Origin of the sequence: Shewanella livingstonensis (assembly GCF_003855395.1) — a bacterium.
GTDB lineage: Bacteria > Pseudomonadota > Gammaproteobacteria > Enterobacterales > Shewanellaceae > Shewanella > Shewanella livingstonensis.
Window position 1 is genome coordinate 3,597,976 of record NZ_CP034015.1, and the last position, 26,486, is coordinate 3,624,461.

Below are 26,486 nucleotides of genomic sequence, written 5' to 3' on the forward strand. Positions count from 1 at the left end.
GTTAATTCAACTAACTAGGAGTAAGTAACAATGTTATCAAACCAGTATCAACACATTGAATGTGCTATAGCAAACGGGGTTGCCCAGCTCACCTTAAATCGGGCAGAAGTGCATAATGCTTTTGATGAAGTGATGATCAGCGAAATGATCAACGCTATTGAATTCTTTGCCAATGACAGTCAATGTAATATGCTCATTTTACGTGCCAATGGCAAAAACTTCAGTGCAGGTGCCGATCTGAACTGGATGCGTAAACAAGCAAAAATGGACCTTAGCCAAAACCTTGCTGACGCCCATGAGCTTGCCAAGTTAATGCATGTGCTCGACAAATTTCCAAAACCCACAATTGCCTTAGTGCAAGGTGCCGCCTTTGGTGGTGCATTAGGGCTCATTTGTTGCTGCGATATCGCCATTGCCACAACTCGCGCTAGCTTCTGTTTAAGCGAAGTAAAGCTTGGTCTTATCCCCGCGGTAATCAGCCCTTATGTAGTGCGCACTATGGGCAATCGTCAATCTCGTCGTTTTATGCTTACAGCAGAACGTTTTAATGCCGAAGTCGCGTTAACTCATCAAGTGATCCACGAAATTAGCGATGATTTAGACGCCGTAGTAGCTCCCTTTATTGAGGCCTTTAATGCCAATAGCCCTCAAGGCATGGCATGGGCTAAAACCTTAGTATCGCGTTTAGAAGATGGCGTTATTGATGACGCTACGCTCAATTTTACCAGCGAGCAAATTGCTCGAATTCGTGTATCAGATGAAGGCCAAGAAGGTCTTAACGCCTTTTTTGAAAAAAGACCACCAGCGTGGCAAACCGTCAAATCTGATCCACAAGGAGCCCAATAATGTTTACCAAATTACTGATTGCTAACCGTGGTGAAATTGCTTGCCGTATCATTAAAACGGCGCAAACCATGGGCGTACGTACCATAGCCTTGTATTCTGACGCCGACAAAGATGCCCGTCATGTCGCTATGGCAGACGAGTCATTCTATTTGGGCGGCAGCGCCCCTGCTGATTCATATTTAAAAGCTGACTTAATTATTGAAATTGCTAAAAAATCAGGTGCTGAAGCCATTCACCCTGGTTATGGTTTTCTATCTGAAAATGCTGAATTTGCGCGTAAGTGTGAACAAAATGGCATCGCCTTTGTCGGTCCAGGTAGCGACGCGATTGACGCTATGGGCAGTAAAAGTGCCGCCAAAAAAATCATGTCTAAGGCCAATGTGCCGCTAGTGCCGGGTTACCATGGTGACGATCAAACTGACGCGACTTTAATTGCCGAAGCAAAAGCCGTTGGCTTTCCGCTATTAATTAAAGCGGCTTATGGCGGCGGTGGTAAAGGGATGCGCATCGTCGAAAACGCTGGCGAAATCCTTGAAGCGATAAAATCAGCACGCCGTGAAGCCAGCTCATCTTTTGGTAATGACAAACTGTTAATGGAACGCTACTTACGTCAACCGCGCCATGTTGAAGTACAAGTGTTTGCCGACAGCCAAGGCAATGCTATTTACTTATCAGACCGTGACTGCTCTATTCAACGCCGCCATCAAAAAGTGGTAGAAGAAGCGCCTGCTCCTGGTTTATCTGATGAACTACGCGCCCAAATGGGTGATGCTGCGGTTGCTGCAGCTAAAGCCATCGATTATGTTGGCGCCGGTACGGTTGAGTTTTTACTCGATACCGACAACAGCTTCTACTTCATGGAAATGAATACCCGTTTACAAGTAGAACACCCTGTCACCGAAATGGTGACTGGCCAAGATTTAGTTAAATGGCAGCTTCTGGTTGCCAGTGGCAGTGAACTGCCGCTGCGCCAAGATGAAGTGCGCATTCATGGGCATTCATTTGAAGTGCGCATTTACGCTGAAGATCCGCAAAACGAGTTTTTACCTGCCAGTGGTAAGCTCAACTTTTTACGCGAACCTGAACAAAATCGCCATGTGCGTATCGACTCTGGCATTCGTGAAAACGATGTCATCAGTAACTTTTACGATCCGATGATCGCTAAACTGATTGTATGGGACGAGTCGCGCCCTCGCGCACTGCAACGCTTAGTACACGCACTTGAGTCATACCAAATTAGTGGCCTTAAACATAACATCGAATTTTTAGCCAACATTGCTGAACACCCAGCCTTTGCTGCTGCAGACTTCTGTACTGACTTTATTGAACGTTATGGCGACACCTTAATTGGCGATGCGGCCATTGAAGCTGATACCGCGTTAGCGCTAGCAGGGCTTTTCCAAGTGCTGTCACGTAAGCAAGCGGCTAAAGCATTGGCAATCAATAGTGCCGACCCTTATTCACCGTGGGGTTTAGTCAGCGGCTTTAGATTAAACAGCTCAAGCGTGCATCGTGTATCGTTATTAACCGATGCTGCTAGCGATGTTCAACAACATGATTTACTACTCACCGCCATCGGCGATCAATACCAGCTGTGTTTACACGACCAAGTATTGACCTTAGCAGGTGAGCTCAAAACCGATTTACTGCTTGCCGAAATTAACGGTCATAAAAGTAAAATCCCGGTAAGCCATCAAGGCGATGACTTTACGTTATTTTTACCTTCTGGCAGTTATCACTTTAAAGCCATTTTGGCTCAAGTGATTGAGGAAGTGATTAACCATGCCGATAAACTCAAAGCCCCAATGAATGGCACAGTAGTGACTCATTTAGTGGAAGTGGGCGAACAAGTCAAAGCGGGCCAAGGCTTATTAGTGATGGAAGCGATGAAAATGGAATACACCATTGAAGCGCCGTTTGATGGCGTAGTCAGTGAGTTTTACTTCCAAAGCGGTGAGCTGGTTAGCGATGGCGCCCAACTGTTAAATGTTGAGCCATTAGTTACCGAAATCAGCGGCGAGGAAGCGTAAATGTTACCGACTAAAGTCAGTATTTTTGAAGTCGGCGCTCGTGATGGTTTACAAAATGAAGCGCCGGTAACAACCGCAGACAAACTGACACTAATCCAGCAACTAGCAGATGCTGGGGTTAAGCGTATTGAAGCTGGCAGCTTTGTGTCGCCTAAGTGGGTGCCACAAATGGCTGATTCAGATGCGGTATTCCAACAACTAAAACATCAAATCAATCGTCAATCTGGTGTAGTTTACAGTGCATTAACGCCGAATTTAAAAGGCTTTGAACTGGCTCTTGCTGCTGGCGCCGATGAAGTGGCCATTTTTGGCGCGGCGTCTGAAAGCTTTAGTCAAAAAAACATTAACTGTTCAATTGATGAGTCAATCGCCCGTTTTATACCGTTAATAGAGCAAGCAAAAAAACACAATATTGCCGTGCGCGGTTACGTGTCTTGTGTGCTCGGCTGCCCTTACGAAGGCCATATTAACGTCAGCGAAGTCGCTAGAGTATCTGAAATTCTTTACCAGATGGGCTGCTACGAAATATCCCTTGGCGACACCATTGGCGTAGGTACACCAACCGATGCCCGTAAAATGGTCGAAGCGGTCGCTAATGTCGTGCCAGTGGATAAATTAGCCCTGCACTTTCACGACACTTACGGCCAAGCACTGGCCAATATACTTGCCTGTCTTGAAACCGGTGTTAGCGTGTTTGACACATCAGTAGCAGGTCTGGGTGGATGCCCTTATGCAAAGGGCGCATCGGGCAATTTAGCAACTGAAGATCTGGTCTATATGCTCCATGGTATGGGTATTGATACCGGAATAGACTTAGCAAAATTGGCACTGGCTGGCGACACCATTAGCCGCGCACTTGGGCGCACTAATGGGTCTAAAGTGGCAAATGCAATCAGAGCATAATCACATATACTCAACATGGTTGGCCCAACATAACGCTGACCATTGATATAAATATAATCATAAGGACACACAAATGGCAGGATTCAATAAAGTCGTCCACAGCTATGAAGAAGCACTAGCAGGACTGAAAGATGACATGACCATTATGGTCGGTGGCTTTGGTTTATGTGGCATCCCTGAAGGGTTAATTAACCATATGGTTAACGTTGGCGTTAAAGGTTTAACTGCGATTTCAAATAATGCCGGTGTTGATGATTTTGGCTTAGGGCTATTACTAAAGCAGCATCAGATCGCTACTATGATTGCATCATATGTTGGCGAAAATGCCACGTTTGAACAGCAAATGTTATCAGGTGAGCTTAACGTTATATTAACGCCGCAAGGCACATTGGCTGAAAAAATCCGTGCTGGCGGCGCTGGCATTCCAGCATTTTTTACTGCAACAGGTTACGGCACGCCGATAGCTGACGGCAAAGAAACCCGTGAAATTAAAGGTCGTCATTACGTATTAGAAGAATCACTGACCGCAGATTTTGCCTTAGTTCGCGCATGGAAAGCTGACACTATGGGTAACTTGGTGTTTCGCAAAACCGCCGCTAACTTTAATCCGATGATGGCCACTGCGGGTAAAATTACCGTCGTTGAAGCTGAAGAAATTGTTCAACCGGGTGAACTTGATCCAAACCACATTCATACACCCGGTATTTATGTCGATCGCGTGATCAAGGCCAGCTTTGAAAAACGTATCGAGCAACGTACCATCAAAACAGCACAAGCTGCGGCAAAATAAGGGAGATTACACCATGGCATTGACCAGAGAACAACTCGCCCAGCGCGTAGCAAAAGAATTACAAGATGGCTTTTACGTTAACCTAGGTATTGGCATCCCTACCCTTGTAGCCAACTATATTCCTGATGGCATGCAAGTAATGTTGCAGTCTGAAAATGGTTTATTGGGTATGGGCGAATTTCCTACCGAAGACAATATAGATGCAGACCTTATTAACGCAGGTAAGCAAACAGTAACCGCGGTTGCTGGGGCCTCATTTTTCTCATCTGCTGAGAGTTTTGCCATGATCCGCGGCGGTCATGTCGACCTCACAGTCTTGGGCGCATTTGAAGTCGATGTTAATGGCTCTATCGCCTCGTGGATGATCCCTGGCAAATTAATTAAAGGCATGGGCGGCGCAATGGATTTAGTTGCCGGTGCTGACAATATCATTGTCACCATGATGCACGCGGATAAATATGGCAACTCTAAGCTATTATCAACCTGCGAGTTACCGCTAACTGGCTACGGCTGTATTAAGCGAGTGATGACCGATTTAGCCTTTATGGAAATTAAAGACGGTGCATTCCATTTACTTGAACGTGCACCCGGCGTAACGGTCGAAGAAATTATTGCCAAAACGGCGGGCAAGTTAGTGGTGCCAGCGCACGTACCGGAAATGACTTTTTAATTTTTGTTAAGCTCTCAAAATCACCTAAGCCCGTTTATGACTAATAATACGGGCTTTTTTATACCTCTATTTTAATATTATCGACTTAATCCTCCGCGGGGATCACTAACACATTACTGCGCATCCGGCCTAAAATCGCTTCTGCTGTGTTACCAATAATCCGTCCTAATAATCCTTGTCGTTGCCGCGCACCAATCACAAAATATTGGCTTTTTAATCGACATGCCAATTCAAATAAACACAATTCAGGCTCTCCAGATATAACATGCATACAATTGGCTTCAACGCCTATATCGGCAATTTTTTGCTTATGTTCGGCATAAGCTTTTTTGACTAAAGCGTTAATGTCTAGCAAATCCATATCGCGAATAATTTGCGGAATCCGTAACACATAAGCAACATGCAACTGTGTTCCAGTCGCTTTAGCAAGCTGTTTTCCATTAGCAATAACCGCGTCATTGAGCCGTTGCTTGGCTGGATTGCGAGTACCCAAGTCGATAGAGATTAGCGTAACATTACCCATATTTAATGGGTTATTTGTGAGTAGTAATAATGGGATTTTAGTATGGCGAATTAACTGCCAATCAGTAGGCAGGTAATGATCAGCATGATGGACCGCCTTAACCATAAGATCAAAGCTATGACGTGCAGAGTGATGGCAAGCGTGTTCAAAAAGATACTTGCTCCATATTACATGTAACGGAACATCTTCTGCATCAAGTGAGTCTAAATACTGCTGCAGTTGCGCTTCTCGTTGCATCATTAATTTCTTTTGCGCGACTCCGGCTAGTCGAGGATTATAATGCTCAGCCCCACTTAAATAAGCATAAGTGTAAGCAAAAACCTCAGCCTGCTTGTTCATTTGCTTAGCGAGTGTCAACCCAATTGCAATGGCATCGGTATGAGCCTGTTCCATTTGAGCGATAATAAACATTTTGTTCATCTAAACCTCCTTATGCTTGTTCGTTATTTACTGTGATAAGCGTTTGGTAACATCAACGCTATAATTATTAACTTATACATGTTAATGATTAATATTTTTAAAAATAAATTTACCTTATTAAACATATAGATGAAGGTAAAAATTGACATCAAAAAATGCATAATGATCGCCAGTATTATGCTGCTAAAAAACTAAGTGAAACGTGAGCGAGTAACTATCTTTAGCTTAGCCAATAGCGTAAGTTTATGCATAAGTATCGGTATAAAATTTGATCAGCATCAACTTTGTTAGAACAGTAAAAATTAACTGTATTTAACCTAACTTCAGGAGATTGAATGGCAATAGACAGCTTTGTGATGTCACTTTTTCTCATTCTTGTTGTCGGGAGACTGTTAGGTGAGTGTAGTGATCGGTTAGGGTTCCCTAGCGTAGTGGGTGAAGTCACTGCGGGTATTGTTATTGGTCCATCACTGCTCAATTGGGTTGTCCCACATAGCACATTAGCTATCATTGCTGAGCTCGGTGTCATTTTGCTGTTATTTGATATTGGCTGTGAAACGTCTATCAAAAAGCTTGCCCACTCTGGTCCTAGAGCGGTCAGAGTTGCATTATTAGGTATTGCAGTACCATTAGTAGCCACGGGCTTGGCGAGCTTTTATTGGTTGTCTATTGCTCCATTTACCGCACTATTTTTTGGTTGTGCCCTAACAGCCACCAGCATTGGTATATCAATGCGCGTGTTAACATTATATAAACAGACCCAAAGTGTTGCAGGGCAAATTATTCTTGGCGCTGCGGTTATCGATGATATCGTTGGCGTGATATTACTGAGTATACTGTTTAATTTTGCCTCATCTGGAGAGTTAGCAGTAAGCTCAACATTGATATTATTCATCATGATTGCCTGCTTTATTATTTTTAGTCCGCCACTGGTCAGAGTCATTATCTACTTAACCCGCTGGCTGCACCTTAAAGCGCGTATTCCTGGTTATGAAGTGTTTGTGGTAATGGCAATGATTTGCTTATTTGCCTGGTTAGCGCATTGGTTTGGAACCCCAGCTATTTTAGGCGGTTTTGCCGTGGGTATGGGTTTATCACGACAATTTACCTCGCCATTTAATCAATACCTTAAAAACCCGTTTAGCTATACTCACAAATTGGAACAATCAGCAAAGCCGCTAGTGCAACTATTTAGCCCTATCTTCTTTGTTTATGTCGGTATTAGTCTGGACTTAAGTCAACTCGATATGAGTTTCACAGGTTTGTTATTACTCGGATGGTTAACGTTTATCGCGGTGACGAGTAAATTTATTGCGGGGTTTATGGCAAGCTCAAACTGGCAAGAAAAATGGGTCGTAGGTTCGGCAATGGTGCCAAGGGGCGAAGTAGGATTAGTGTTTGCTGAAATGGGCCGTCAACTCGGGGTTATTCAAGCGAAGGAATTCGCCATATTAGTGATGATTATCGCTTTAACGACCCTGATTGGGCCGCTAATCTTGAAATATACCTTGAGTAAAGAATAATGCGGTTATTACTGACGTTATTCTAATAAAAACTGTATCGCTTTATCCAAATTAGGATCATCTGGATTGGACGTATTGGTCACCCACACAATATGGCCGCTTCGGTCAATAAACACGGTTGTCGGTGTACCCGTTACGCCATAGAGCTTAGCAACTTCATCGCCTAAGACTAATGTGTTCATTTTTAGCCCTCGGTTTAGCAAGCTTTGTCCGGGATTAGCATCAGCGTCTTCGTTAAAACTAATCGCTATCATTTGCAAGTCAGTGTCTTGATAGTTAAGTCGCAGCTTTTCTAAACCAGGTTGCAGCTTTTTACAATATGGACACCATGTGGCCCAAAAATGTAACACAACCGGTTTACCGGCATAATCATGAAGAGTAAAAGATTGGCCATCAGCAGTTTTTAACTCAAAATCAGCAGCAACAGACTCATCCACTTTCGCTACAGCATTCGCTGCGCCGAAAGGCATAAAAGACAACAATAACAATACACATACATTCACTACAGGCCAGACTGATTTCATAATGTGTCCTTTTGATAGATTATTCTTTTGACTGTTCAACTTAATAGACCGGACAATGCAGATTATATATTCATGAGGATGTCAAAAAACGGATTCACTCAGCTTTGTTGATCTTTCCAAGCCTGAAGAAGGTATTAATCCAGATATTAGGACTCATACATTGAACAGTAAATAAATCGGTACATTTAATACATCAAAATAAGTTTACGCTTACGTAAAAATAATACTGAGTTTTTACTCGAAATTGGTTATGTTAGGTAAACTAACATAATCTGATTGGACCAGTGGCAAGATTATATCTTGTTGCTGCGACCAAACTTGAATACCCCATAACCAAGGAATGACCTTATGCCTATTTATCAAGCTCCCCTTCGTGATTATCAATTCATTCTGTCTGAGCTGCTTAATGTCTATAAACAAACTGATTTACGCGGTTTTGATGAGCTAGATGCAGATCTCACTGATGCGATTTTACAAGGTGTCGCCGATTTCACTACCGACATCATGTTGCCACTCAATGCTAGTGGTGACTTGGAAGGCTGTAAACTGGTGGATGGCAAGGTCATTACTCCTACTGGCTTTAAGCAAGCTTATAAGCAATATGTTGACGATGGTTGGGCCACATTAACGTGCGATCCTGAATTTGGCGGCCAAGGCCTACCAGAAGTTATTGGCACCTTTGCCACCGAAATGAAAACTGCGACCAATATGGCTTTTGCCATGTATCCAGGGTTAACCCATGGTGCTTATTCGGCGATTCATGTGCACGGTAGTGATGCATTAAAGCAAAAATATTTAGCCAAATTGGTCAGTGGTGAGTGGACTGGTACCATGAACTTAACTGAGTCTCATGCCGGTACAGATTTAGCCTTATTACGCACTAAAGCGGTTCCTGCGGGTGATGAGTTATTTGCCATTAGCGGTGAGAAAATCTTTATCTCATCGGGCGATCACGATCTTGCCGACAATATTATTCATTTAGTATTAGCTCGCCTACCCGATGCGCCAGAAGGTGTGAAAGGTATTTCATTATTTGCCGTGCCGAAATTTTTAGTTAATGCTGATGGTAGCCTAGGCAAAGCGAACACCCTGAGTGCGACAGGTCTTGAACATAAGATGGGTATTCACGGTAACTCTACATGTGTAATGCATTTTGACGGTGCAATAGGCGAATTGGTTGGCGCCGCGCATCAAGGCTTAAAAGCCATGTTTACCATGATGAACCAAGCGCGTTTAGGTGTCGGAATTCAAGGTTTAGGCGTATCCGATATTGCGTATCAAAATGCCTTGGTTTATGCCAAAGATCGTATACAAGGACGTGCATTAAGTGGCGTTAAGCAACCTGAACAAGCCGCTGACTCATTATTAGTCCATGGTGATATACGACGTATGTTGTTATCACAAAAGTCGTTCAATGAAGGTACACGTGCGTTAATGGGCCAACAAGCATTATGGCTTGACCAAGTAGAACGTCATACCGACCCAGAAAAAGCCAAACAAGCTAATGCTCTTGCGGCATTGTTTACACCAATTGTTAAAGGCTTTGTTACTGACCAAGGCTTTAAAGCGTGTGTCGATGCACAGCAGGTTTATGGCGGTCATGGTTATATTAACGAATGGGGAATGGAGCAGTATGTGCGTGATATTCGTATCGCGATGATTTATGAAGGCACCAATGGGGTACAAGCTCTTGACTTAGTTGGCCGTAAATTACTAAGCGACAAAGGCGCAGCCTTAACGTTATGGTCTGGCATGGTAAAACAGCTAATTCAAGAAAATACTAGCAATGATGCGATGAAGCCTTATATTGCGGGGTTAATGGACGCGGCAGGCGATCTTGAAAAAGCCACTGGCTTTATCGTTCAATCCGCCAGTAAAAATCCAGATCTTATAGGCGCAGCATCAATGCCGTATATGCAACTCTTTGGTATTACCGCACTCGCTTGGATGTGGACTCGCGTTGCAGCAACCTCATTGGCAGCATTAGAAGCCGGTACTGAAGAAGCCGAGTTTTATCAAGCTAAGCTTAATACTGCAAAATTCTTCATGAGCTATTGGGGCAGCCAAACTCGCAGCCTACGCAAACAAATTGAATCTAGCAGTGTTGATATTGTTAATTTCGCCGCAGCCGACTTTTAATCTCAACATGAGTGAATAAAGAGCGATAAAAATTGTTAAAAAGCCGCTTCAAGTAATATTGAAGCGGCTTTTTTTATTCTATCACTTTATTATATTGTGACTGTTGTCACCGTCATTAACCTAACTCAAATGTGTGTTTGGTAACTATTGATCCCACAAAAATTCGCGAAAATGCTTACGGCAAACCGACTCGTAACTTTCATTACCACCAATCTCTACTTGTTCACCTTCACGCATAGGATTGCCGTCATGGTCAAGGCGCACGACCATGTTAGCTTTACGGCCGCAATGACAAATGGTTTTCAATTCAACCAGCTTGTCTGCCCAGGCTAATAAGTAATGACTACCGGTAAACAACTCACCCTGAAAATCATTACGTAGGCCATAGCACAATACGGGGATATCGAGGTTATCGACAACATGCGTTATTTGCCTAACTTGCTCTTTACTTAAAAACTGGCATTCATCAATCAATACACAATGAATTTTTTGTTGATCATTAGACGTCGAAATTAGCTCAATTAAATTGTCAGTACTACCAAACACCTGTGCATCGGTTTCAATACCAATACGTGATGACACTTTGCCGACACCATAACGATTATCTATCGATGCTGTCATCACTAAAGTATGCATACCGCGCTCACGATAATTATAAGAAGACTGCAGTAATGAAGTTGATTTACCGGCATTCATCGCCGAATAATAAAAATACAGTTGCGCCAAAATGAAGCGTCCTAATGGTTAGCCAGATAATGGCGCTCATATTACCTTTTTTAACATCGCAACAACAAACAAAAATGCCGTATTCGTTATGAATACGGCATTTCTATTATGATTTAAACAAGGTATTTATCAAAAAATACACCATATTATTTAGGATTACTTTTTAGCCAAAAAGTGCAATATGACCAGGCTAATGACAAACATCACGCTACAACAAATTAATCCGGCGATTAATGAGCCGGTAAAGCCAAGCACAATATAACCAACAAAACTAATCAATGCCGCAATAAGTGCGTAGGGAAGCTGAGTCACCACATGGTCAATATGATGGCAGCTTGCCCCCGTTGATGACAAAATAGTGGTATCGGAAATAGGCGAACAATGATCACCAAATACCGCACCAGAAAGCACGGCTGCCAGCATAGGTAACATCATACTACTATCACTGCCCATCGCCATGTCAGCTGCGATTGGCAACATAATACCAAAGGTGCCCCAGCTGGTTCCGGTTGAAAATGCAGTCACCCCAGCCAATAAAAACAACATCGCTGGCAACAAGGCAAACGGAATATTATCAGTCGCTAAGCTGGCCATATATTTACCGGTTTCAAGCTGGCCAATAACGCTTGAAATCGTCCAAGCAAATAATAAAATATAGATGGCAGGTAACATTGAACGCGCCCCAACAGACATCCCTTTGAGCAGCATAGACAGCTCAACTTTTTGCTGAAAAGCTAATAATACGGTCGCAATAAAACCAACGACAGAACCAAAAAATAATGATGAGCTCACATCGGTATTTTCAAATGCCCCCAGTACACTAAACACTTGCTCTTTAGTCGCCAATGCATCTGCACCGCTAGAGACCATAAAATAAATAGTCGCAAAGACTAATATCGCAATAGGTAAAAATAAGCCAATCACTTTACCGGTATCTGCTTCAGGCAAATCGGTTACGGCTCCTGGTGGTTGGCCTTTTGATTCATCATATAAATCACCACGCAATGCATTTAACTCATGTCGACGCATTGGGCCAACATCTAAACTGAACGTCGCCACACACACCAATAATAATAACGAGAACACTGCATAAAAGTTCATTGGGATCATTTGGATAAAAACACTTAAATGTCCCGTATCAGCAAAACCATGTGCCGTTAAAATGCCGCCAATAAGCGCTATAATATAAGCTCCCCAGCTCGATACGGGAGAAATAACGCAAATAGGTGCGGCAGTAGAATCAAGAATATAAGCAAGTTTTGCGCGTGAAATATGGTATCTATCGGTAATTGGCCGTGAAATAGAGCCCACCACTAAACTGTTGAAGTAGTCATCAATAAATACTACACAACCTAAAAATATGGTCATTAACTTAGCATCGCGTTTATTACGGATGCGCAACTTGGCCCAATCAGCAAAAGCACGCGCAGAACCACTAACGGTAATTAATGCGGTGATCATGCCCAGCACAATCAAAAAGCCTAAAATATATACGTTCCAACTATTTAATGCGGCGTCTTTCCAAACCAGCTGACTGGCTGTACTTAAGATATATTCACCACTGCCTACCAATGAAAAGTCGGTCAGTAACAAGGCACCAAAAACAATACCTAACCCTAAAGACAGTAATACTTTACGGGTTAAAATGGCCAATGTAATAGCCACAAGCGGTGGCAACACAGAAAGTGCCGAATCGGCATAACTTATTATCATAATTTAATTATTTCTTCGTTGGATACGAATAGAGAAAAACTAGAAATAAGACTCACCATACACAGAAAGTATATGGGTTAACTTACCTAGTAGCACTCCACAGTAATACCCATTTAATATGAATATCATTCTTTTTATCATGTGATAAAAACACTATGACAGTACAGCCCCTTTCGAGAACTGGCCCAACAAATGAGAGCGATTGGCTCAGTTGTTTCGGCATTGCACCCTTTGGGGCTGAATTATTGGCATCACCCAATTCAACCTGACTATTATGCAATGCACCTCTACTTTCGTTATTTGTAATCATACATAGTCCATTACAAACAGCGCGGACATACAATCATAAACAACAGGTTCAATACCAGTAAAAAAGCACTAAACTGCGGCACAAATAACAATAACATTAACTATAACCACAATTACATAGCATTAGTTTAACGTTTTTAATTCAAATACACACTATCGTCCTGAACACAAAACACGCAACTGGCTAACAACATTGGCATACTTGCTCATAAAACATTCGTCTATTAAAAAAAGTCAATAAAAAAGGTTTCTACTTGATGAAGTAGAAACCTTTTAAAATCAACAACAGGCAAACCAAACTATCCATTAACCAAGCTGAACATTCAATATTAAACTTATGAATGTGTTATTAAACTAGATTATTTAACGCAGGAATCGCTTCAAATAAGTCTGCCACTAAACCGTAATCTGCAACTTGGAAAATAGGTGCTTCTGGGTCTTTATTGATTGCAACGATGACCTTAGAGTCTTTCATACCGGCAAGATGCTGAATCGCACCAGAAATGCCCACGGCAATGTACAAGTCGGGAGCAACAATCTTACCTGTCTGGCCAACTTGCAAGTCGTTAGGTACAAAACCAGCATCGACAGCAGCGCGAGAAGCACCTACTGCGGCGCCGAGTTTATCGGCTAGTTGCTCTAAAATAGCAAAGTTTTCACCGCTACCCATGCCGCGACCACCGGAAACAATAATGCCAGCATTACCTAGCTCAGGACGGGCTGATTCTGTTAACGATTGAGATAAAAACTCGGTACGAGCATCAATAACATGACTTAAGTTCACCGCTTCTGCACTGCCCGTTGATGCTACAGCATCAAACGCACTAGAGCGCACAGTCATGATTTTCTTAGCATCTAAGCTTTGCACTGTCGCAAGTGCATTACCCGCATAAATAGGGCGTACAAAAGTGTCACTGCTTACAACTTCAATCACTTCAGATATCTGCGACACGTCTAATAATGCTGCTACGCGAGGTAAGGTATCTTTACCTATACTGGTTGCGGCTGCTAAAATGTGTTCGTAATCAGCGGCTATTTCAACAACTAGTTTTGATACGTTTTCAGCTAATTGAGCGCTATATTGAGCGGCATCTGCCACTAATACTTTACTCACACCCGCTAAACTTTGTGCGGCACTCACCGCGGCAGAACAATCAGCACCAACAACCAGTACGTGAATATCACCACCAATGGCCGTTGCAGCGCTAACCACTTTTGCCGTATCAGATTTTAAGCTGACGTTATCGTGTTCTGCTAATACTAAAATGGTCATATTAGATCACCTTCGCTTCATTTTTTAACTTATCAACTAACTCTTCAACAGAAGACACCATAATACCCGCTTTACGCTCAACTGGAGGTGTGACGCTAAGTACTGTTTGATGCGCTCTTAAGCTCACACCAAGATCAGCTACAGCTATAATGTCTAATGGCTTGCGTTTAGCTTTCATAATATTAGGTAATGAGGCATAGCGAGGTTCGTTCAAACGTAAGTCTACCGTCACAATCGCAGGCAAAGGCATTTTCAACGTTTGTAGTCCGCCATCGATTTCACGCGTTACCGTAATCATATCACCGTCAATTTTGACTTCTGATGCAAATGTCGCTTGTGGCATATCGGTTAATGCAGCTAACATTTGTCCCGTTTGATTGTTATCGCCATCAATAGACTGCTTACCAAAAATGATCAATTGCGCTTGTTCTTTCTCTTGCACTGCTTTTAGCAGCTTAGCAATTGATAATGGTACTAATTCTTCATCAGTTTCAATATGAATAGCTCTATCAGCACCCAGAGCCATAGCAGTTCTTAGCTGCTCTTGCACTGCTTTTGCACCGACACTCACCACGATAACTTCAGTGGCTATACCAGCTTCTTTCAAGCGGACAGCTTCTTCAACGGCAATTTCGCAAAATGGGTTTAACGCCATTTTAAGGTTGGTCGTATCAACATTTGTGTTGTCAGCTTTTACCCTGACTTTCACATTGGCATCGACTACGCGTTTAACAGGCACCAATACTTTCATAGGGTTTCCTTCCTACACCTTAAATGTATATGGACAACACATTGGCGTTTGCCAATGCAAGATGGGTTAACTTTACGTCCTGCTAACGTTAACGTCAATCAAAGTCAAACGACTGTTTACATATTTTTTGTTCTTGTGGTGGCAATCAAACTAAACAAGCTATGGATCCTTAATTATTTAATGGCAGTGATTAATTAAAATTTATTTAATTAATCACTGATTTAATTTGATTCCATGTCAAATAGTTTCTATTATTACAACTATATTCAGTATTGATTAAGTTGCATTGGTAATAATCAGTGAATTAATATTATTTATATTAATCATATAGACTTAAATAAACCACATGCAGTACTGAAACTTACACGGAACGTTGGTAACTTTATCTCTTATAACTTTTTATTTTATAAATAAATCATTAGGAAACTACACAACATGAGTGACTTTTTAGACATACTAACCCACGGCCGTCGTTTCAAAGCTGCAGTAAAAGAATTGTCTCTTGATGATTTACGCGAAACCGCGGCTAAATTAGAAAAAATCATTACCGAACGTCAAGAAGAAGAGAAATTAGAACTTGAAGCCAATGCTGAGCGTAATGCACGTATTGCTGAAATTCTTGCTCAAATAGAAAATAGCGGCTTATCAATTGAAGATTTAGGTGAAGTGACTTCTTCAGCTAAAACGTCAACAAAAAAGCGTGCTCCACGTCCACCAAAATATCAAATCACCATTGACGGTGAATTAATTCAATGGACTGGTCAAGGTCGTATGCCTACCGTATTCAAGCAACAAATTGATAGCGGAAAAAATATGAGCGAATTTTTAATTCCAGGCATGGAATAATTATTATGGCTAACAGTTAACCATAAGGTTAGCTGTTAAAATAAAAAAAGAGCTTACTTCGGTAAGCTCTTTTTTTTATGATATTTGATCGCTTTATCATCGCAATGAGACAAGGTAAACTAGCTGTTGTTGATTCATTCCCCATTAATAAAAGGTTACGGCTATGACTTTTCCTCTTAAATATGCATTTATTGCTTCTGGCATAGCACTACTATTGAGCGCTTGTGCAAGTGATTACACCTTCAAAAGTAATTTAGACAGTAAAGCAATCAATGATTATTTTAAGGTCGGTGATGTACAACTATATGAAGGCAGTGAGCAGCCTAAAGGCAAATTTGAACTATTAGGGCTAGTTGAAGGTGAAGCCTGCCAAGAAACCAAACAAGATGCACCACCGCAAATGGCCGTTGCACGAACTAATGCCAGAAGAGCTGCAGCAGACTTAGGCGCTAATGGTTTTGTCGTTAAAAGCTGCTTTATGATTACGGAAGCGGACAATAGTTGTTTTAGTCGTGCACTTTGCGTAGGCCAAGCAATTAAAACGCCAACAGAAAAGTAATAATATAATATATTACCTACTTATAGATGATGAGTGTTCATATAACACTCATCAATATTGTTTATATTTGATTTACGATTCTCTTTCTCCGCTTAATTCAGGTATCGCATGAAACACGGCAACGATCAACATAGCCAAACAGATCCCATCAATAACCAATCTCACGTGCCGTTTAGCAGCCAATTAAATGCGGTTGCAATATGCAGGACACCTTATAAACAGAAGTTTGGTATTCCACGTCAACCTGGCTTAGTTAATGCTGTCGGTTATATTGAATTTGAACCAGCGTTTAATCACCTTGATGCAGTAAGAGGCATAGAACAATATTCTCACTTATGGTTATTATTCTGCTTTCATGAGAATGTAGCTCAAGGTTGGAAAACAACGGTTCGCCCTCCTCGACTTGGCGGTAATGAAAAGCTGGGGGTATTTGCCACACGCTCCACATTTCGTCCCAATGGTATTGGCCAATCAGTAGTGAAACTGCATGGGGTAGTTCAACGTAAAGGTAAAGTGTGCTTAGTGATATCAGGCATGGATTTATTAGACGGTACGCCGATTGTCGATATTAAACCCTATATTCCTTTTTCTGATGCCATATTGGATGCTAAAGGTGGGATTGCCCAAGACGCCCCTGAGTTAATGCCATTGATATATACCCCATTAGCGACCGAACAAATTAATCATTATTGCCAACAAGAACAATACCAAGATCTTGCTGAACTTATAACCGGTGTATTAGCGCAAGACCCTCGGCCCGCCTATAAAAAAGCCAAAGACGATGCCAAATTATACCAAGTCGCATTGTATGATTTAGATATATTTTGGCATGTTACCGCACAAGGTATCGAAGTATTAGAGCTTAAAGCAACCACAGTGAGATTGTTGAAGGATTAACCCCATGACAGAGATTGATTATCAAGCTCAACATAAAAAACGCTTATCGTGGATGCCATGGTTGTATTTCTCACTTAAACCTAAACATTTAGCGTGGGCAAAACCCTGGCAAGATGCTATTCAACAGTTGTTAAGTCAGCTCGAAACCATTCATATTGGTGAACACTGTTTTATTGCCCCACAAGCGCAGCTTTTTGCTGAACCCGGTAGAGACATCAGTATGGGTAACCAATGCATGATCGGCGCAGATGTGTTTATGCATGGACCAATCACCCTAGGTAATGAAGTGGCCATCAACCATGGCTGCAGCTTAGATGGCGGCCGTAACGGTATCAAAATAGGCGCCCAAACACGCATAGCCAATAACGTCACCATTTATGCCTTTAACCATGGCATGTCGCCTGACACACCTATTTATAAACAACCCGCGACATCAAAAGGTGTCGTGATTGGCCAAGACGTATGGATTGGCGCTCAAGCAGGTATTGTTGATGGCGTGACCATTGGAGATCATGCGGTTGTTGGCATGGGCAGCATTGTCACCAAAGATGTAGCAGACTATGCCATCGTTGCCGGCAATCCGGCGCGAGTCATTGGCGATAGACGTAACAAATAAACTCTAGTTGAGATAACGCTAAGGGGAATCAATAAAAATGAGATTATATTAAGTCTACTATATCAAACTTAGCATTTAAGCATCTAAAGCCTGGTTTTGAGTCGAATTAGCAGGTGACATCATTAATGCAGGTGCTAAAATGACCCTAATTCATAGCAACTATTTTGGACATTGGTAATGCGAGTTAGTAAGTACCTGCTTTCAACACAAAAAGAAACCCCTGCAAATGCAGAAGTGATTAGTCATCAGTTAATGTTACGTGCCGGTATGATCCGTCGTAATGCTTCAGGTCTCTACAGCTGGTTACCGTCAGGTTTACGTGTATTACGTAAAGTTGAAGCCATTGTGCGTGAGGAAATGAACAAAACAGGCGCTATTGAAATTCTTATGCCGCTAGTCCAGCCTGCTGACTTATGGGTTGAAACAGGCCGCTGGGACAAATTTGGTCCTGAGTTATTGCGCTTCCAAGACCGCAATAATCGTGATTTTGTATTGGGGCCAACCCATGAAGAAGTGATCACCGATTTAGTCCGTAAAGAATTAAGCTCTTACAAGCAACTGCCGTTGACACTTTACCAAGTACAAACTAAATTCCGTGACGAAGTTCGTCCACGTTTTGGTGTTATGCGCGCGCGTGAATTCTTGATGAAAGATGCTTATTCTTTCCATTTAGATCAAGAGACCATGGACAGTACTTACCATGCAATGCACACTGCATACAGCAATATTCTGACCCGCATGGGCTTATCATTCCGCCCTGTGCTCGCTGACACGGGATCTATTGGCGGTAGCATGTCGCATGAATTCCATGTACTGGCTAACAGTGGTGAAGATTTAATCGCTTATTCAACAGGCAGTGACTATGCCGCCAACATTGAAAAAGCTGAATCACCAATGCCAAGCCAAACACGAGCAGAGCCAACACAAGCAATGACGTTAGTGGATACGCCTAACGCTAAAACAATTGCTGAATTGGTTGAACAGTTTGGTTTAGCAATAACCCAAACAGTAAAAACGTTAATTGTTAAAGGCGCTACAGAAGAAACACCTTTAGTGGCATTAGTTATCCGTGGTGACCATGAGCTTAACGAAATCAAAGCCGACAAGCTTGAATTGGTTGCCTCACCGTTTGAGTTTGCTTCTGAAGCTGAAATTCGTGCAGCGGTGGGTGCAGGACCGGGTTCTATTGGGCCTATTGGCTTAACGATGCCAATCATTGTTGACTATAGTGTCACTGTAATGAGTGATTTTGCCGCGGGTGCTAACACTGAAGACAAACATAACTTTGGTATCAACTGGGAGCGTGATTTACCTTTAGCAACCGCCGCTGACATTCGTAATGTGGTTGAAGGTGAACCAACACCGGACGGCCTTGGCACTTATGCTATGGCTCGCGGAATTGAAGTTGGTCATATTTTTCAGTTAGGTACCAGTTACTCTACATCAATGAATGCCACCGTATTAGACGAAAACGGTAAAGCACAATTGTTATTGATGGGATGTTACGGTGTCGGTGTGAGCCGTATTGTAGCGGCAGCCATTGAGCAAAATAACGATGACCGCGGCATTATTTGGCCTGAAGCCATTGCACCATTCACGGTAGGTATCTTACCAATGAATATGCATAAGTCGCATCGCGTTGCTGATATTGCCGAAAAACTTTACCAAGACTTAGCGGATGCGGGTATTGAAGTATTAATGGATGACCGTAAAGAGCGTCCTGGTGTTATGTTTGCAGACATGGAACTGATTGGCTTACCGCATGTAGTGGTGATTGGCGATCGCAATATTGATGCTGGCGTATTTGAATATAAAAACCGTCGTACCGGTGAGAAACAAGACATTCCATTTGATGAAATCGTGCCATTTTTAGTTAAGGCAGCAAAGGGTTAGTTAATCGCACTACGATTATAATATCTTAAAATATAATATCTTAAAATCGCACCTATTTAGGTGCGTTTTTTATTGAGGTGAACAATCTTTACTCGATGCTTTTGATATAAATATCAACTTCAAAACCTTGATTAAGCCCTGAAACAATTTCAATCCGACCACCCAATTTCTGCGTCACCAAGTTATGTACAATAGACATGCCTAAACCCGTACCACCAATATTGCGTGCTGTAGTAAAAAAGGGTTCAAATATCTTACTTTTAACGTTTTCACTTAATCCTATCCCATTGTCTTTATAAAACATTTTAATTTCATCAGCGCATATTTCGGCGCCTAATAAAATCCTTTTTTGGCCAATAAAGTCACTGGGGAAAGCATGTCTAAAGCAATTAGAAACAAGATTAGTAAAAATTTGTGCAATCGCACCAGGATAAGAATGAATATACAGTTCAGGGCTTATTTGAATATCCAGTTGAATACCTTGTTTACGCGTCAATGGTCTTAATGGCGATGAGATTTGGGCTAAATACTCGGTTAAATTGACGTATTCTTTTTCGAGGATCAATTGATCTGCGGCGGTGCGTTTAAAGTTATGCACCAGCTCTGCTGCTCGCGATAAATTACGTTCAATAAGATACAGTCCATCGGTTAATGTCTCGATAAACTCTTCAAAGTCTTGTTGAGAAAGATCGCTTGCAACAAAGCGTTTTTTAATTTTATTAAGCTCATCTATACAATGACTTGTAGACGTAACAGAGATACCGAGTGGAGTATTAACTTCATGCGCGACGCCCGCAACAAGATTACCCAACGCAGCTAGCTTTTCATTTTCAATTAACATCGCTTGAGTTGACTGTAAATCGTTAATCGCTTTTTTCAGTTCTGCAGTTCTGTTATCCACTTCAGACTCTAACGCAGTATTAATCGTTTCCAGTTTTATTTGATAAGCTTTGACTTTTTTAGCATTGACCGCCCGTCCGTACAAATCAGCTAAAGAACTCACAAATGCTTGCTCGTCGTGGCTCCAATGCCTCTGCCCTCCTTTATATTCACAGCAGATAATCCCAATCATCTTACCGGCATGCCTAATAGGGCTATCCAGCATGGCGGTTATTGCATTAGGACGTAAATAAATATCGGCGAACTCACATGTCGCAGCATCGGTAATAGCATCACTAGCAGCAATAATTCTTTCGGTATCAAGGGCATTAAAATAACTAGGGAACTGAGAACGGGTTAAAGTAATATTATTTAGCTTAGTTTGATTATCAATTAATATGAAACAATCAATTGACTGATTATCTTCAGTTAATAACCAAATACCGGCTCTACCAATATTAAGGCCACGACATACAGATTTAATGATCAATTTAGATGCTAGATCTAAATCACCTAAATCAATTAATTCAGATTGGCTAACTTCTAACAACACACGTTCAAGAATTGGATTCATATTGGATAATTTTCATTTATTAATCGATCGATTAATCTGGCATTTGCTGCTGAATCGCTACAAATTGACTCAATAATACCAAACTGGCAGTACACATTTCAGGGTCAAATTGTTTACCTGACTGCTCGATTAAATAGTCTTTTACGTTTTCCTCAGTCCAAGCCTCTTTGTAACTGCGTTTTGAAAGCAAGGCATCAATCACATCGACGATGGCCATTATACGACCTTCAACCGGTATTGCATTCCCCACTAATCCACGAGGATAGCCATTACCGTCCCAACGTTCATGATGAGTGTAAGCTATACGCCCACCCATTTTGGCAATAATACGATTCGATGCCGCAAGTAAGTTGTAACCTTTTTCAGCATGGGTTTTCATGATCTCCCATTCTTCAGCGGTCAATTTTCCTGGTTTGTGTAAAATACTTTCTGGAATACCAATTTTACCCACATCATGCAAAGGGGCGGCATAACGCATCGTTTCAACAAAATCATCACTCATACCAATATATGCAGCCAACATTTCACTCATAACAGCCACTCGCCTAACATGAGCACCGGTTTCTTTACTGCGTTGCTCAATTGCATCGCCAATAATGAGAATCAGCTCACGCTGAGTTTGTTGGACATTTTCTTTGCTGGAAAGGTTTTCAAAGGTCAAACTGACATTCGCAGCAAATAACTCGAGAATCCTCACTTGCAGTGTTGTTAATGCAGTATCGTGCTGAAGATATAAAATACTGGTGACGTCTCGGCCAAACTTATAAAAGCCTACATAAATATTGTCGTGAACTATCGACTTACCAAGGCTAATAGCTTCAATAATATACTCTTTAACTTCACCCGGTAATGATTCGACATTGTCAATTTCACGATAACTGACCATATCGCCAGTGGCAGCCAGTAAATTCATGTGAGTATCTTGGTATAGATCTTCACGAAAACTAGTTAAATAGAGTGCAGAATTATTTAGATTCAGTAACTGTAATGTTTGCTCAAGTACGGCGCTACCAAAATTATGCAGTGTATTGCTTAATAATACTGAAGAAGAGGCTTCAATCACTTTCTCCATACCGCGTTGGCTTTGTTCAATGGTTTTAATGTCACGATATGAGCGCAAAGAAGTATAAACACATGATTTTAGCTTAGTGGCAGTTAATTCCGTTTTAGCCTTGTAATCATTAATATCAAACTCTCTAATCACCCTTTCTTCCGGAGCACAACCAGGCTGCCCCGTTCTAAGAATAATCCGTGTGCTGTGATTGTGTAATTCATTACGAATACGTTCAACTAAATCAAGACCAGCTTGATCGTTTTCCATTACCACATCAATGAATGCAAGCGCGATGTCTGGCTCGTCACGTAATAAGGCAAACCCTTCTTCAGCACTAAAACTGGAATAGAAAGCGAGCTTTTTACCGTCAAGTTCGAAATGGCTCAATGCAAATTTGGTTACATCATGGATACCTAACTCGTCATCAATAATGGCAATTTTCCATGGCGCAAGTAGTGTTACTTTACTTGCAGCATCATCAAGCGGTATTGCCGATTTTTTTTTAAAAAAAGCCACATGTCATCCTTAAAGTTGAATATAAACCGAATAATGTAGATAAAAACATGGTAATCGAAAAATAAATATACAACCTATGATGACCTTATTGATTAGTTATCGCACTTTGAATCATTAAAAACTATACGAATAAAATAACACTGTAGATCTCATCATTACTTTAGATATCTTGCTGTGCAATGGCACTCATGGTCAACTTTTATTTATTCATTTTGATAGGTTAGCATCAACAGTAGACAGCACTAAATTGATGCATAGGCAATAAATAGCATAGTCGACTTATTGGTAACTGGTGTATAACTTAAAAAGAATCCATACTAGAATTAAGCATAATTAACAGATCAAAGGATAGAGATTGTCAGTATCAACAGCATTGGTTTTAGGTGGTGGTGGCGCCAGAGCCGCTTATCAAATAGGCGTATTAAAAGCACTAGTGCAATTTTATCCCCGCAACCATAATGTCCCATTTGATATTATTTGTGGAACATCTGCAGGCGCTATTAACGCAGTATCGCTGGCAACCCACGCATCTTGCTTTCATTTAGCCATAAAAAAACTTGATTGGGTGTGGCGTCATTTTGAAACCCATAAAGTCTACCGCGCTTCCATACCTCAAGTGTTGAGACATTTAGGACGAATGGCAATTAAGGGCTTACAAGATGACAGAGTGAGCACTGATGCTGCCAGCCTTCTTGATAATCAGCCCTTACGAGAGTTGCTAAATAATCTTATTGATTTTAAAAGAATTGACCGCAATATCGGTAATAATGCACTTAAAGCAATCAGTATCGACGCCTCGTGCTACAACAATTCACGCTCATATAGTTTTTATCAAGGCAATGAACATATTGAAGATTGGCAACGAGCAAGACGAGTCGGTATACGTAGTTTATTAAATACCGAACACTTACTCGCAAGCTCCGCTATTCCAATGGTGTTTCCATCGATCAAGCTTAATCAAGCTTATTATGGTGATGGTTCTGTACATCAATTGTCGCCATTATCCAGTCCGATCCATCTTGGTGCTAATAAAATATTTGTGATTAACTTAGACAGTCCACACAAACAGTTCCCCATCGAATTTGAATATCACCCTAAAACGGCAACTATTGCAGGCCATTTATTAGACACTATTTTCTCGGACACATTAAACAGTGATTTAGAACGTTTGCAAAGGATCAATGACACCTTATCAAGGATATCTGCAACAGACCAAGAAACATTAAACTTGCGACATATAGAAACATTAGTGATTAAACCCAGCCAAGATTTAAGCCGAATTGCTGAAAGATTTTATGATGACATGCCATTTGCAATCAAAACCTTATTGAAATTTTTTGGCATTAATCGACAATCAGACTCGAGTATTGTGTCATATCTATTATTCCAAAAAAGCTACACGACGACCTTAATTGATTTAGGTTACCAAGATGCAATGGACAGAATTGACGAAATAAAACAATTTTTTGATATCCCGACTAAAGTTTAACCGTTGAGGCTCAAAATCTATGATATACCTATATTATTACATCAGGGTGGTTGATGATAAAAGTACAAGTATATTATCGTTATCTATACTGAAGTAACCCTCACCATATCTCGTTAACGTAAGTCAGATAACAGAATCTATATAGTCACACTTATTATTAATGGTGCCTATTATTGATTTTTTATTATTGAATAGAGACTTATAACACCACAACTGCCGAGCATTACATGCGCGACAATTTTGTATCTAAAAGGATTTTAGATGAAAATTTTATGGTTAGTTCTCGTATTCATAATTGTTGGCTGCGACAAACACGACAGCCCCAACATTGATATAGCAACCAGCAGTAAAACAACTTTGCAATGGCAAGGTGTATATCATGCCGTTTTTCCGTGCCCGAGTTGTGATGGAATGGATACGACCCTCGAACTCATCCCACCTAATAAATACACTATCCATACCATCCGCTTAGGCAGCGACCCAAGCCCTTATCGAGGTAGTGGCAGCTTTAAATGGGATCAAACGGGTAATATTATTATTTTAGATCGTGGCCATATTTATCACGTTTATACAGACCATTTATATTTATTAGATGTGAAATTTCAGCGAATTAAAGGTCCTGACGCACAAAAATATAGGGTTGATAAAATTGAAGGTTTAGGTCAGCAAGCAACGATACCAACGGCTAAATAACCCCAATAACAAACCTGCTTAAAGATAGTTTGATGAGAAAAGGCATTTTATTAGCAGGAGGTTCAGGCACTCAGCTATACCCTATCACCCAGGTGGTTTGTAAACAGCTATTGCCCATTTACGACAAACCGATGGTTTATTATCCACTAAGCGCTCTAATACAAGTAGGTATTACTGACATCTTAGTCATTTTTACTCCTACATATCTGCCTCTTTTTAAGTCACTATTGCTGTCACTATTGATGCCACTATTGCACAACGTTCATCAATTACAACACGCATTGCAATCATTAAGTAGCACCTCTTGCACAACCCCATTTGGTTACCATGTTGCTAAGTCTCAATGAAAATTTTAACCTTCGGTCAAACAGGCCAATTAGCACGAGCTTTAAAACGAACACTTCCTAACACGGTGGAACTAATACAGCTCAACCATCAACAAGTTGATATCACACAGTCACAACAAATTATCGATGCATTGGCTTATTATCGGCCAGATATTATTATTAACTGCGCCGCATTTACCAATGTTGAAGAAGCCGAGGTAAACCCTGAATCCGCGATAAAAACCAATGTGTTAGCCGTTGAATATATGGCTAAAGCGGCGATTACTTATGGCATCAAGCTAATTCAATTATCGACAGATTATGTGTTCGATGGGCGATCTTCAATACCTTACACTGTGGTTCAAAAACCATTGGCACTCAATGCTTATGGACAATCAAAATTACTCGCAGAAGAAACACTACTGAGTTATCAATCACCCCTATTTGTATTGTACGAACATCTTGGCTTTATCATCACAGTGGCAATAATTTTGTCACAACGATGCTGAAGTTAATGTCACTGTCTCATGATCAGGCTTCGATAGGTTCAAGCGAAAACAACCCTATTAATATTGTAAATGACCAAATCGGTAGTCCGACAATGATTGACGATCTTGCACGTTTTTTGTGGAAACTGTGTTCACAAAAACAATGGGTGCCTATTTACCATTGGAGTGATGCAGGAATATGCACTTGGTATGAGTTTGCACAAGCCATAAAACAACATGGCATTGCAGCAGGGTTATTACATCAACCGATTTATTTACGCCCAACAACCTCAAAACAATATGCATCAAGGGTCACTAGGCCACCATTTAGTGCATTAGACAGCCATTTATCACAAACTATTGCTACACAAAAAACCTGGCAACAACAATTAACCTTATGCCTGAATGAGCTGGCACAGAGTAAAAATGGCTAATTTACTGACAAATATTCAATTGTCATATCAATGTCATTTTTACATGCAATAATTTTTACCATCAAGGATTAAATATTTCGCT

At 41.2% G+C, this 26,486-nt stretch carries 24 protein-coding genes, 1 pseudogene and 1 riboswitch; of the genes and pseudogenes, 17 read left to right on the forward strand and 8 right to left on the reverse strand.

Going from position 1 to position 26,486, the window contains the following annotated elements:
• Positions 1 to 30: 30 nt before the first annotated feature.
• From EGC82_RS15550 to EGC82_RS15570, 5 genes are all read left to right on the forward strand, one after another.
• Positions 31 to 846: an enoyl-CoA hydratase-related protein gene (locus tag EGC82_RS15550; protein WP_124731564.1), complete on the forward strand. Its 816-nt coding sequence runs from the start codon at positions 31 to 33 to the stop codon at positions 844 to 846.
• Positions 846 to 2,876, forward strand: a complete 2,031-nt coding sequence (locus EGC82_RS15555; RefSeq protein WP_124731565.1) for an acetyl/propionyl/methylcrotonyl-CoA carboxylase subunit alpha — start codon at positions 846 to 848, stop codon at positions 2,874 to 2,876. The genes EGC82_RS15550 and EGC82_RS15555 overlap by 1 nt, the downstream gene beginning before the upstream one ends.
• Positions 2,877 to 3,779 carry a hydroxymethylglutaryl-CoA lyase gene (locus EGC82_RS15560; protein ID WP_124731566.1) on the forward strand — a complete coding sequence of 301 codons (903 nt, stop codon included), beginning with the start codon at positions 2,877 to 2,879 and terminating at the stop codon, positions 3,777 to 3,779.
• A 73-nt stretch (positions 3,780 to 3,852) separates the two neighbouring features.
• Positions 3,853 to 4,569: a CoA transferase subunit A gene (locus tag EGC82_RS15565; protein ID WP_124731567.1), complete on the forward strand. Its 717-nt coding sequence runs from the start codon at positions 3,853 to 3,855 to the stop codon at positions 4,567 to 4,569.
• 13 nt (positions 4,570 to 4,582) lie between these two features.
• A complete protein-coding gene (locus EGC82_RS15570) occupies positions 4,583 to 5,239 on the forward strand; it encodes a 3-oxoacid CoA-transferase subunit B (protein WP_124731568.1) in 657 nt (218 codons plus the stop codon).
• 85 nt (positions 5,240 to 5,324) lie between these two features.
• Here the strand turns inward: EGC82_RS15570 and EGC82_RS15575 are convergent, their stop codons facing one another.
• Entirely contained in the window at positions 5,325 to 6,182 is an 858-nt protein-coding gene (locus tag EGC82_RS15575; protein ID WP_124731569.1) for a universal stress protein, read from the reverse strand.
• A 335-nt stretch (positions 6,183 to 6,517) separates the two neighbouring features.
• On the opposite strand from EGC82_RS15575, the gene EGC82_RS15580 reads away from it, so the two are divergent.
• A complete protein-coding gene (locus EGC82_RS15580) occupies positions 6,518 to 7,705 on the forward strand; it encodes a cation:proton antiporter (RefSeq protein WP_124731570.1) in 1,188 nt (395 codons plus the stop codon).
• Positions 7,706 to 7,722: 17 nt separating this feature from the next.
• Here EGC82_RS15580 and EGC82_RS15585 read toward each other — a convergent pair whose 3' ends face one another.
• Positions 7,723 to 8,229 carry a peroxiredoxin family protein gene (locus EGC82_RS15585; protein WP_244212475.1) on the reverse strand — a complete coding sequence of 169 codons (507 nt, stop codon included), beginning with the start codon at positions 8,227 to 8,229 and terminating at the stop codon, positions 7,723 to 7,725.
• Positions 8,230 to 8,577: 348 nt separating this feature from the next.
• Here EGC82_RS15585 and EGC82_RS15590 point away from each other — a divergent pair, with 348 nt between their 5' ends.
• The gene (locus tag EGC82_RS15590; RefSeq protein WP_124731571.1) at positions 8,578 to 10,368 is read left to right on the forward strand and encodes an acyl-CoA dehydrogenase C-terminal domain-containing protein; all 1,791 of its coding nucleotides are present in this window, start codon (positions 8,578 to 8,580) and stop codon (positions 10,366 to 10,368) included.
• Positions 10,369 to 10,512: 144 nt separating this feature from the next.
• On the opposite strand, the gene EGC82_RS15595 is transcribed toward EGC82_RS15590, so the two are convergent.
• The 4 genes from EGC82_RS15595 to EGC82_RS15615 all read right to left on the reverse strand — a co-directional run bounded on the left by EGC82_RS15595 (position 10,513) and on the right by EGC82_RS15615 (position 15,140).
• Complete coding sequence (locus tag EGC82_RS15595) at positions 10,513 to 11,094, reverse strand: thymidine kinase (RefSeq protein ID WP_124731572.1); 582 nt, start codon at positions 11,092 to 11,094, stop codon at positions 10,513 to 10,515.
• Between the two features lie 156 nt (positions 11,095 to 11,250).
• Entirely contained in the window at positions 11,251 to 12,807 is a 1,557-nt protein-coding gene (locus EGC82_RS15600; protein WP_415837638.1) for a Na+/H+ antiporter NhaC family protein, read from the reverse strand.
• A gap of 82 nt (positions 12,808 to 12,889) precedes the next feature.
• Positions 12,890 to 13,105: riboswitch (Lysine riboswitch) on the reverse strand.
• Between the two features lie 360 nt (positions 13,106 to 13,465).
• On the reverse strand, positions 13,466 to 14,389 hold the full coding sequence (locus tag EGC82_RS15610; RefSeq protein ID WP_124731575.1) for an electron transfer flavoprotein subunit alpha/FixB family protein: 924 nt from the start codon (positions 14,387 to 14,389) through the stop codon (positions 13,466 to 13,468).
• 1 nt (position 14,390) lies between these two features.
• Entirely contained in the window at positions 14,391 to 15,140 is a 750-nt protein-coding gene (locus tag EGC82_RS15615) for an electron transfer flavoprotein subunit beta/FixA family protein (protein WP_124731576.1), read from the reverse strand.
• A gap of 435 nt (positions 15,141 to 15,575) precedes the next feature.
• Between EGC82_RS15615 and EGC82_RS15620 the strand changes: the two genes are divergently transcribed.
• The 5 genes from EGC82_RS15620 to EGC82_RS15640 all read left to right on the forward strand — a co-directional run bounded on the left by EGC82_RS15620 (position 15,576) and on the right by EGC82_RS15640 (position 19,951).
• The gene (locus EGC82_RS15620) at positions 15,576 to 15,986 is read left to right on the forward strand and encodes an H-NS histone family protein (protein ID WP_124731577.1); all 411 of its coding nucleotides are present in this window, start codon (positions 15,576 to 15,578) and stop codon (positions 15,984 to 15,986) included.
• Between the two features lie 163 nt (positions 15,987 to 16,149).
• Positions 16,150 to 16,545, forward strand: coding sequence for an Rcs stress response system protein RcsF (gene rcsF, locus EGC82_RS15625; RefSeq protein WP_124731578.1), 396 nt, complete (start codon positions 16,150 to 16,152; stop codon positions 16,543 to 16,545).
• A 108-nt stretch (positions 16,546 to 16,653) separates the two neighbouring features.
• Positions 16,654 to 17,442 (forward strand): tRNA (N6-threonylcarbamoyladenosine(37)-N6)-methyltransferase TrmO, encoded by a 789-nt coding sequence (gene tsaA / locus EGC82_RS15630; RefSeq protein WP_415837693.1) that lies wholly within the window; start codon positions 16,654 to 16,656, stop codon positions 17,440 to 17,442.
• A gap of 4 nt (positions 17,443 to 17,446) precedes the next feature.
• The gene (locus EGC82_RS15635) at positions 17,447 to 18,058 is read left to right on the forward strand and encodes an acyltransferase (RefSeq protein WP_124731579.1); all 612 of its coding nucleotides are present in this window, start codon (positions 17,447 to 17,449) and stop codon (positions 18,056 to 18,058) included.
• Positions 18,059 to 18,235: 177 nt separating this feature from the next.
• Positions 18,236 to 19,951 (forward strand): proline--tRNA ligase, encoded by a 1,716-nt coding sequence (locus EGC82_RS15640; protein ID WP_124731580.1) that lies wholly within the window; start codon positions 18,236 to 18,238, stop codon positions 19,949 to 19,951.
• An 88-nt stretch (positions 19,952 to 20,039) separates the two neighbouring features.
• Here the strand turns inward: EGC82_RS15640 and EGC82_RS15645 are convergent, their stop codons facing one another.
• Positions 20,040 to 21,404 (reverse strand): sensor histidine kinase, encoded by a 1,365-nt coding sequence (locus EGC82_RS15645; protein ID WP_124731581.1) that lies wholly within the window; start codon positions 21,402 to 21,404, stop codon positions 20,040 to 20,042.
• A gap of 31 nt (positions 21,405 to 21,435) precedes the next feature.
• Positions 21,436 to 22,974, reverse strand: a complete 1,539-nt coding sequence (locus EGC82_RS15650) for a DUF3369 domain-containing protein (protein ID WP_124731582.1) — start codon at positions 22,972 to 22,974, stop codon at positions 21,436 to 21,438.
• Between the two features lie 355 nt (positions 22,975 to 23,329).
• Between EGC82_RS15650 and EGC82_RS15655 the strand changes: the two genes are divergently transcribed.
• The 5 genes and pseudogenes from EGC82_RS15655 to EGC82_RS21775 all read left to right on the forward strand — a co-directional run bounded on the left by EGC82_RS15655 (position 23,330) and on the right by EGC82_RS21775 (position 26,404).
• Positions 23,330 to 24,463, forward strand: a complete 1,134-nt coding sequence (locus EGC82_RS15655) for a patatin-like phospholipase family protein (RefSeq protein WP_124731583.1) — start codon at positions 23,330 to 23,332, stop codon at positions 24,461 to 24,463.
• A 261-nt stretch (positions 24,464 to 24,724) separates the two neighbouring features.
• Positions 24,725 to 25,156, forward strand: coding sequence for a copper resistance protein NlpE (locus EGC82_RS15660; RefSeq protein ID WP_124731584.1), 432 nt, complete (start codon positions 24,725 to 24,727; stop codon positions 25,154 to 25,156).
• Between the two features lie 32 nt (positions 25,157 to 25,188).
• A pseudogene (locus EGC82_RS21815) lies at positions 25,189 to 25,386 on the forward strand (sugar phosphate nucleotidyltransferase); the annotation flags it as partial.
• 113 nt (positions 25,387 to 25,499) lie between these two features.
• Positions 25,500 to 25,991 carry an SDR family oxidoreductase gene (locus EGC82_RS21770; RefSeq protein ID WP_124731586.1) on the forward strand — a complete coding sequence of 164 codons (492 nt, stop codon included), beginning with the start codon at positions 25,500 to 25,502 and terminating at the stop codon, positions 25,989 to 25,991.
• Entirely contained in the window at positions 25,931 to 26,404 is a 474-nt protein-coding gene (locus EGC82_RS21775; protein ID WP_279630030.1) for an SDR family oxidoreductase, read from the forward strand. The genes EGC82_RS21770 and EGC82_RS21775 overlap by 61 nt, the downstream gene beginning before the upstream one ends.
• The last annotated feature ends 82 nt before the right edge of the window (positions 26,405 to 26,486 follow it).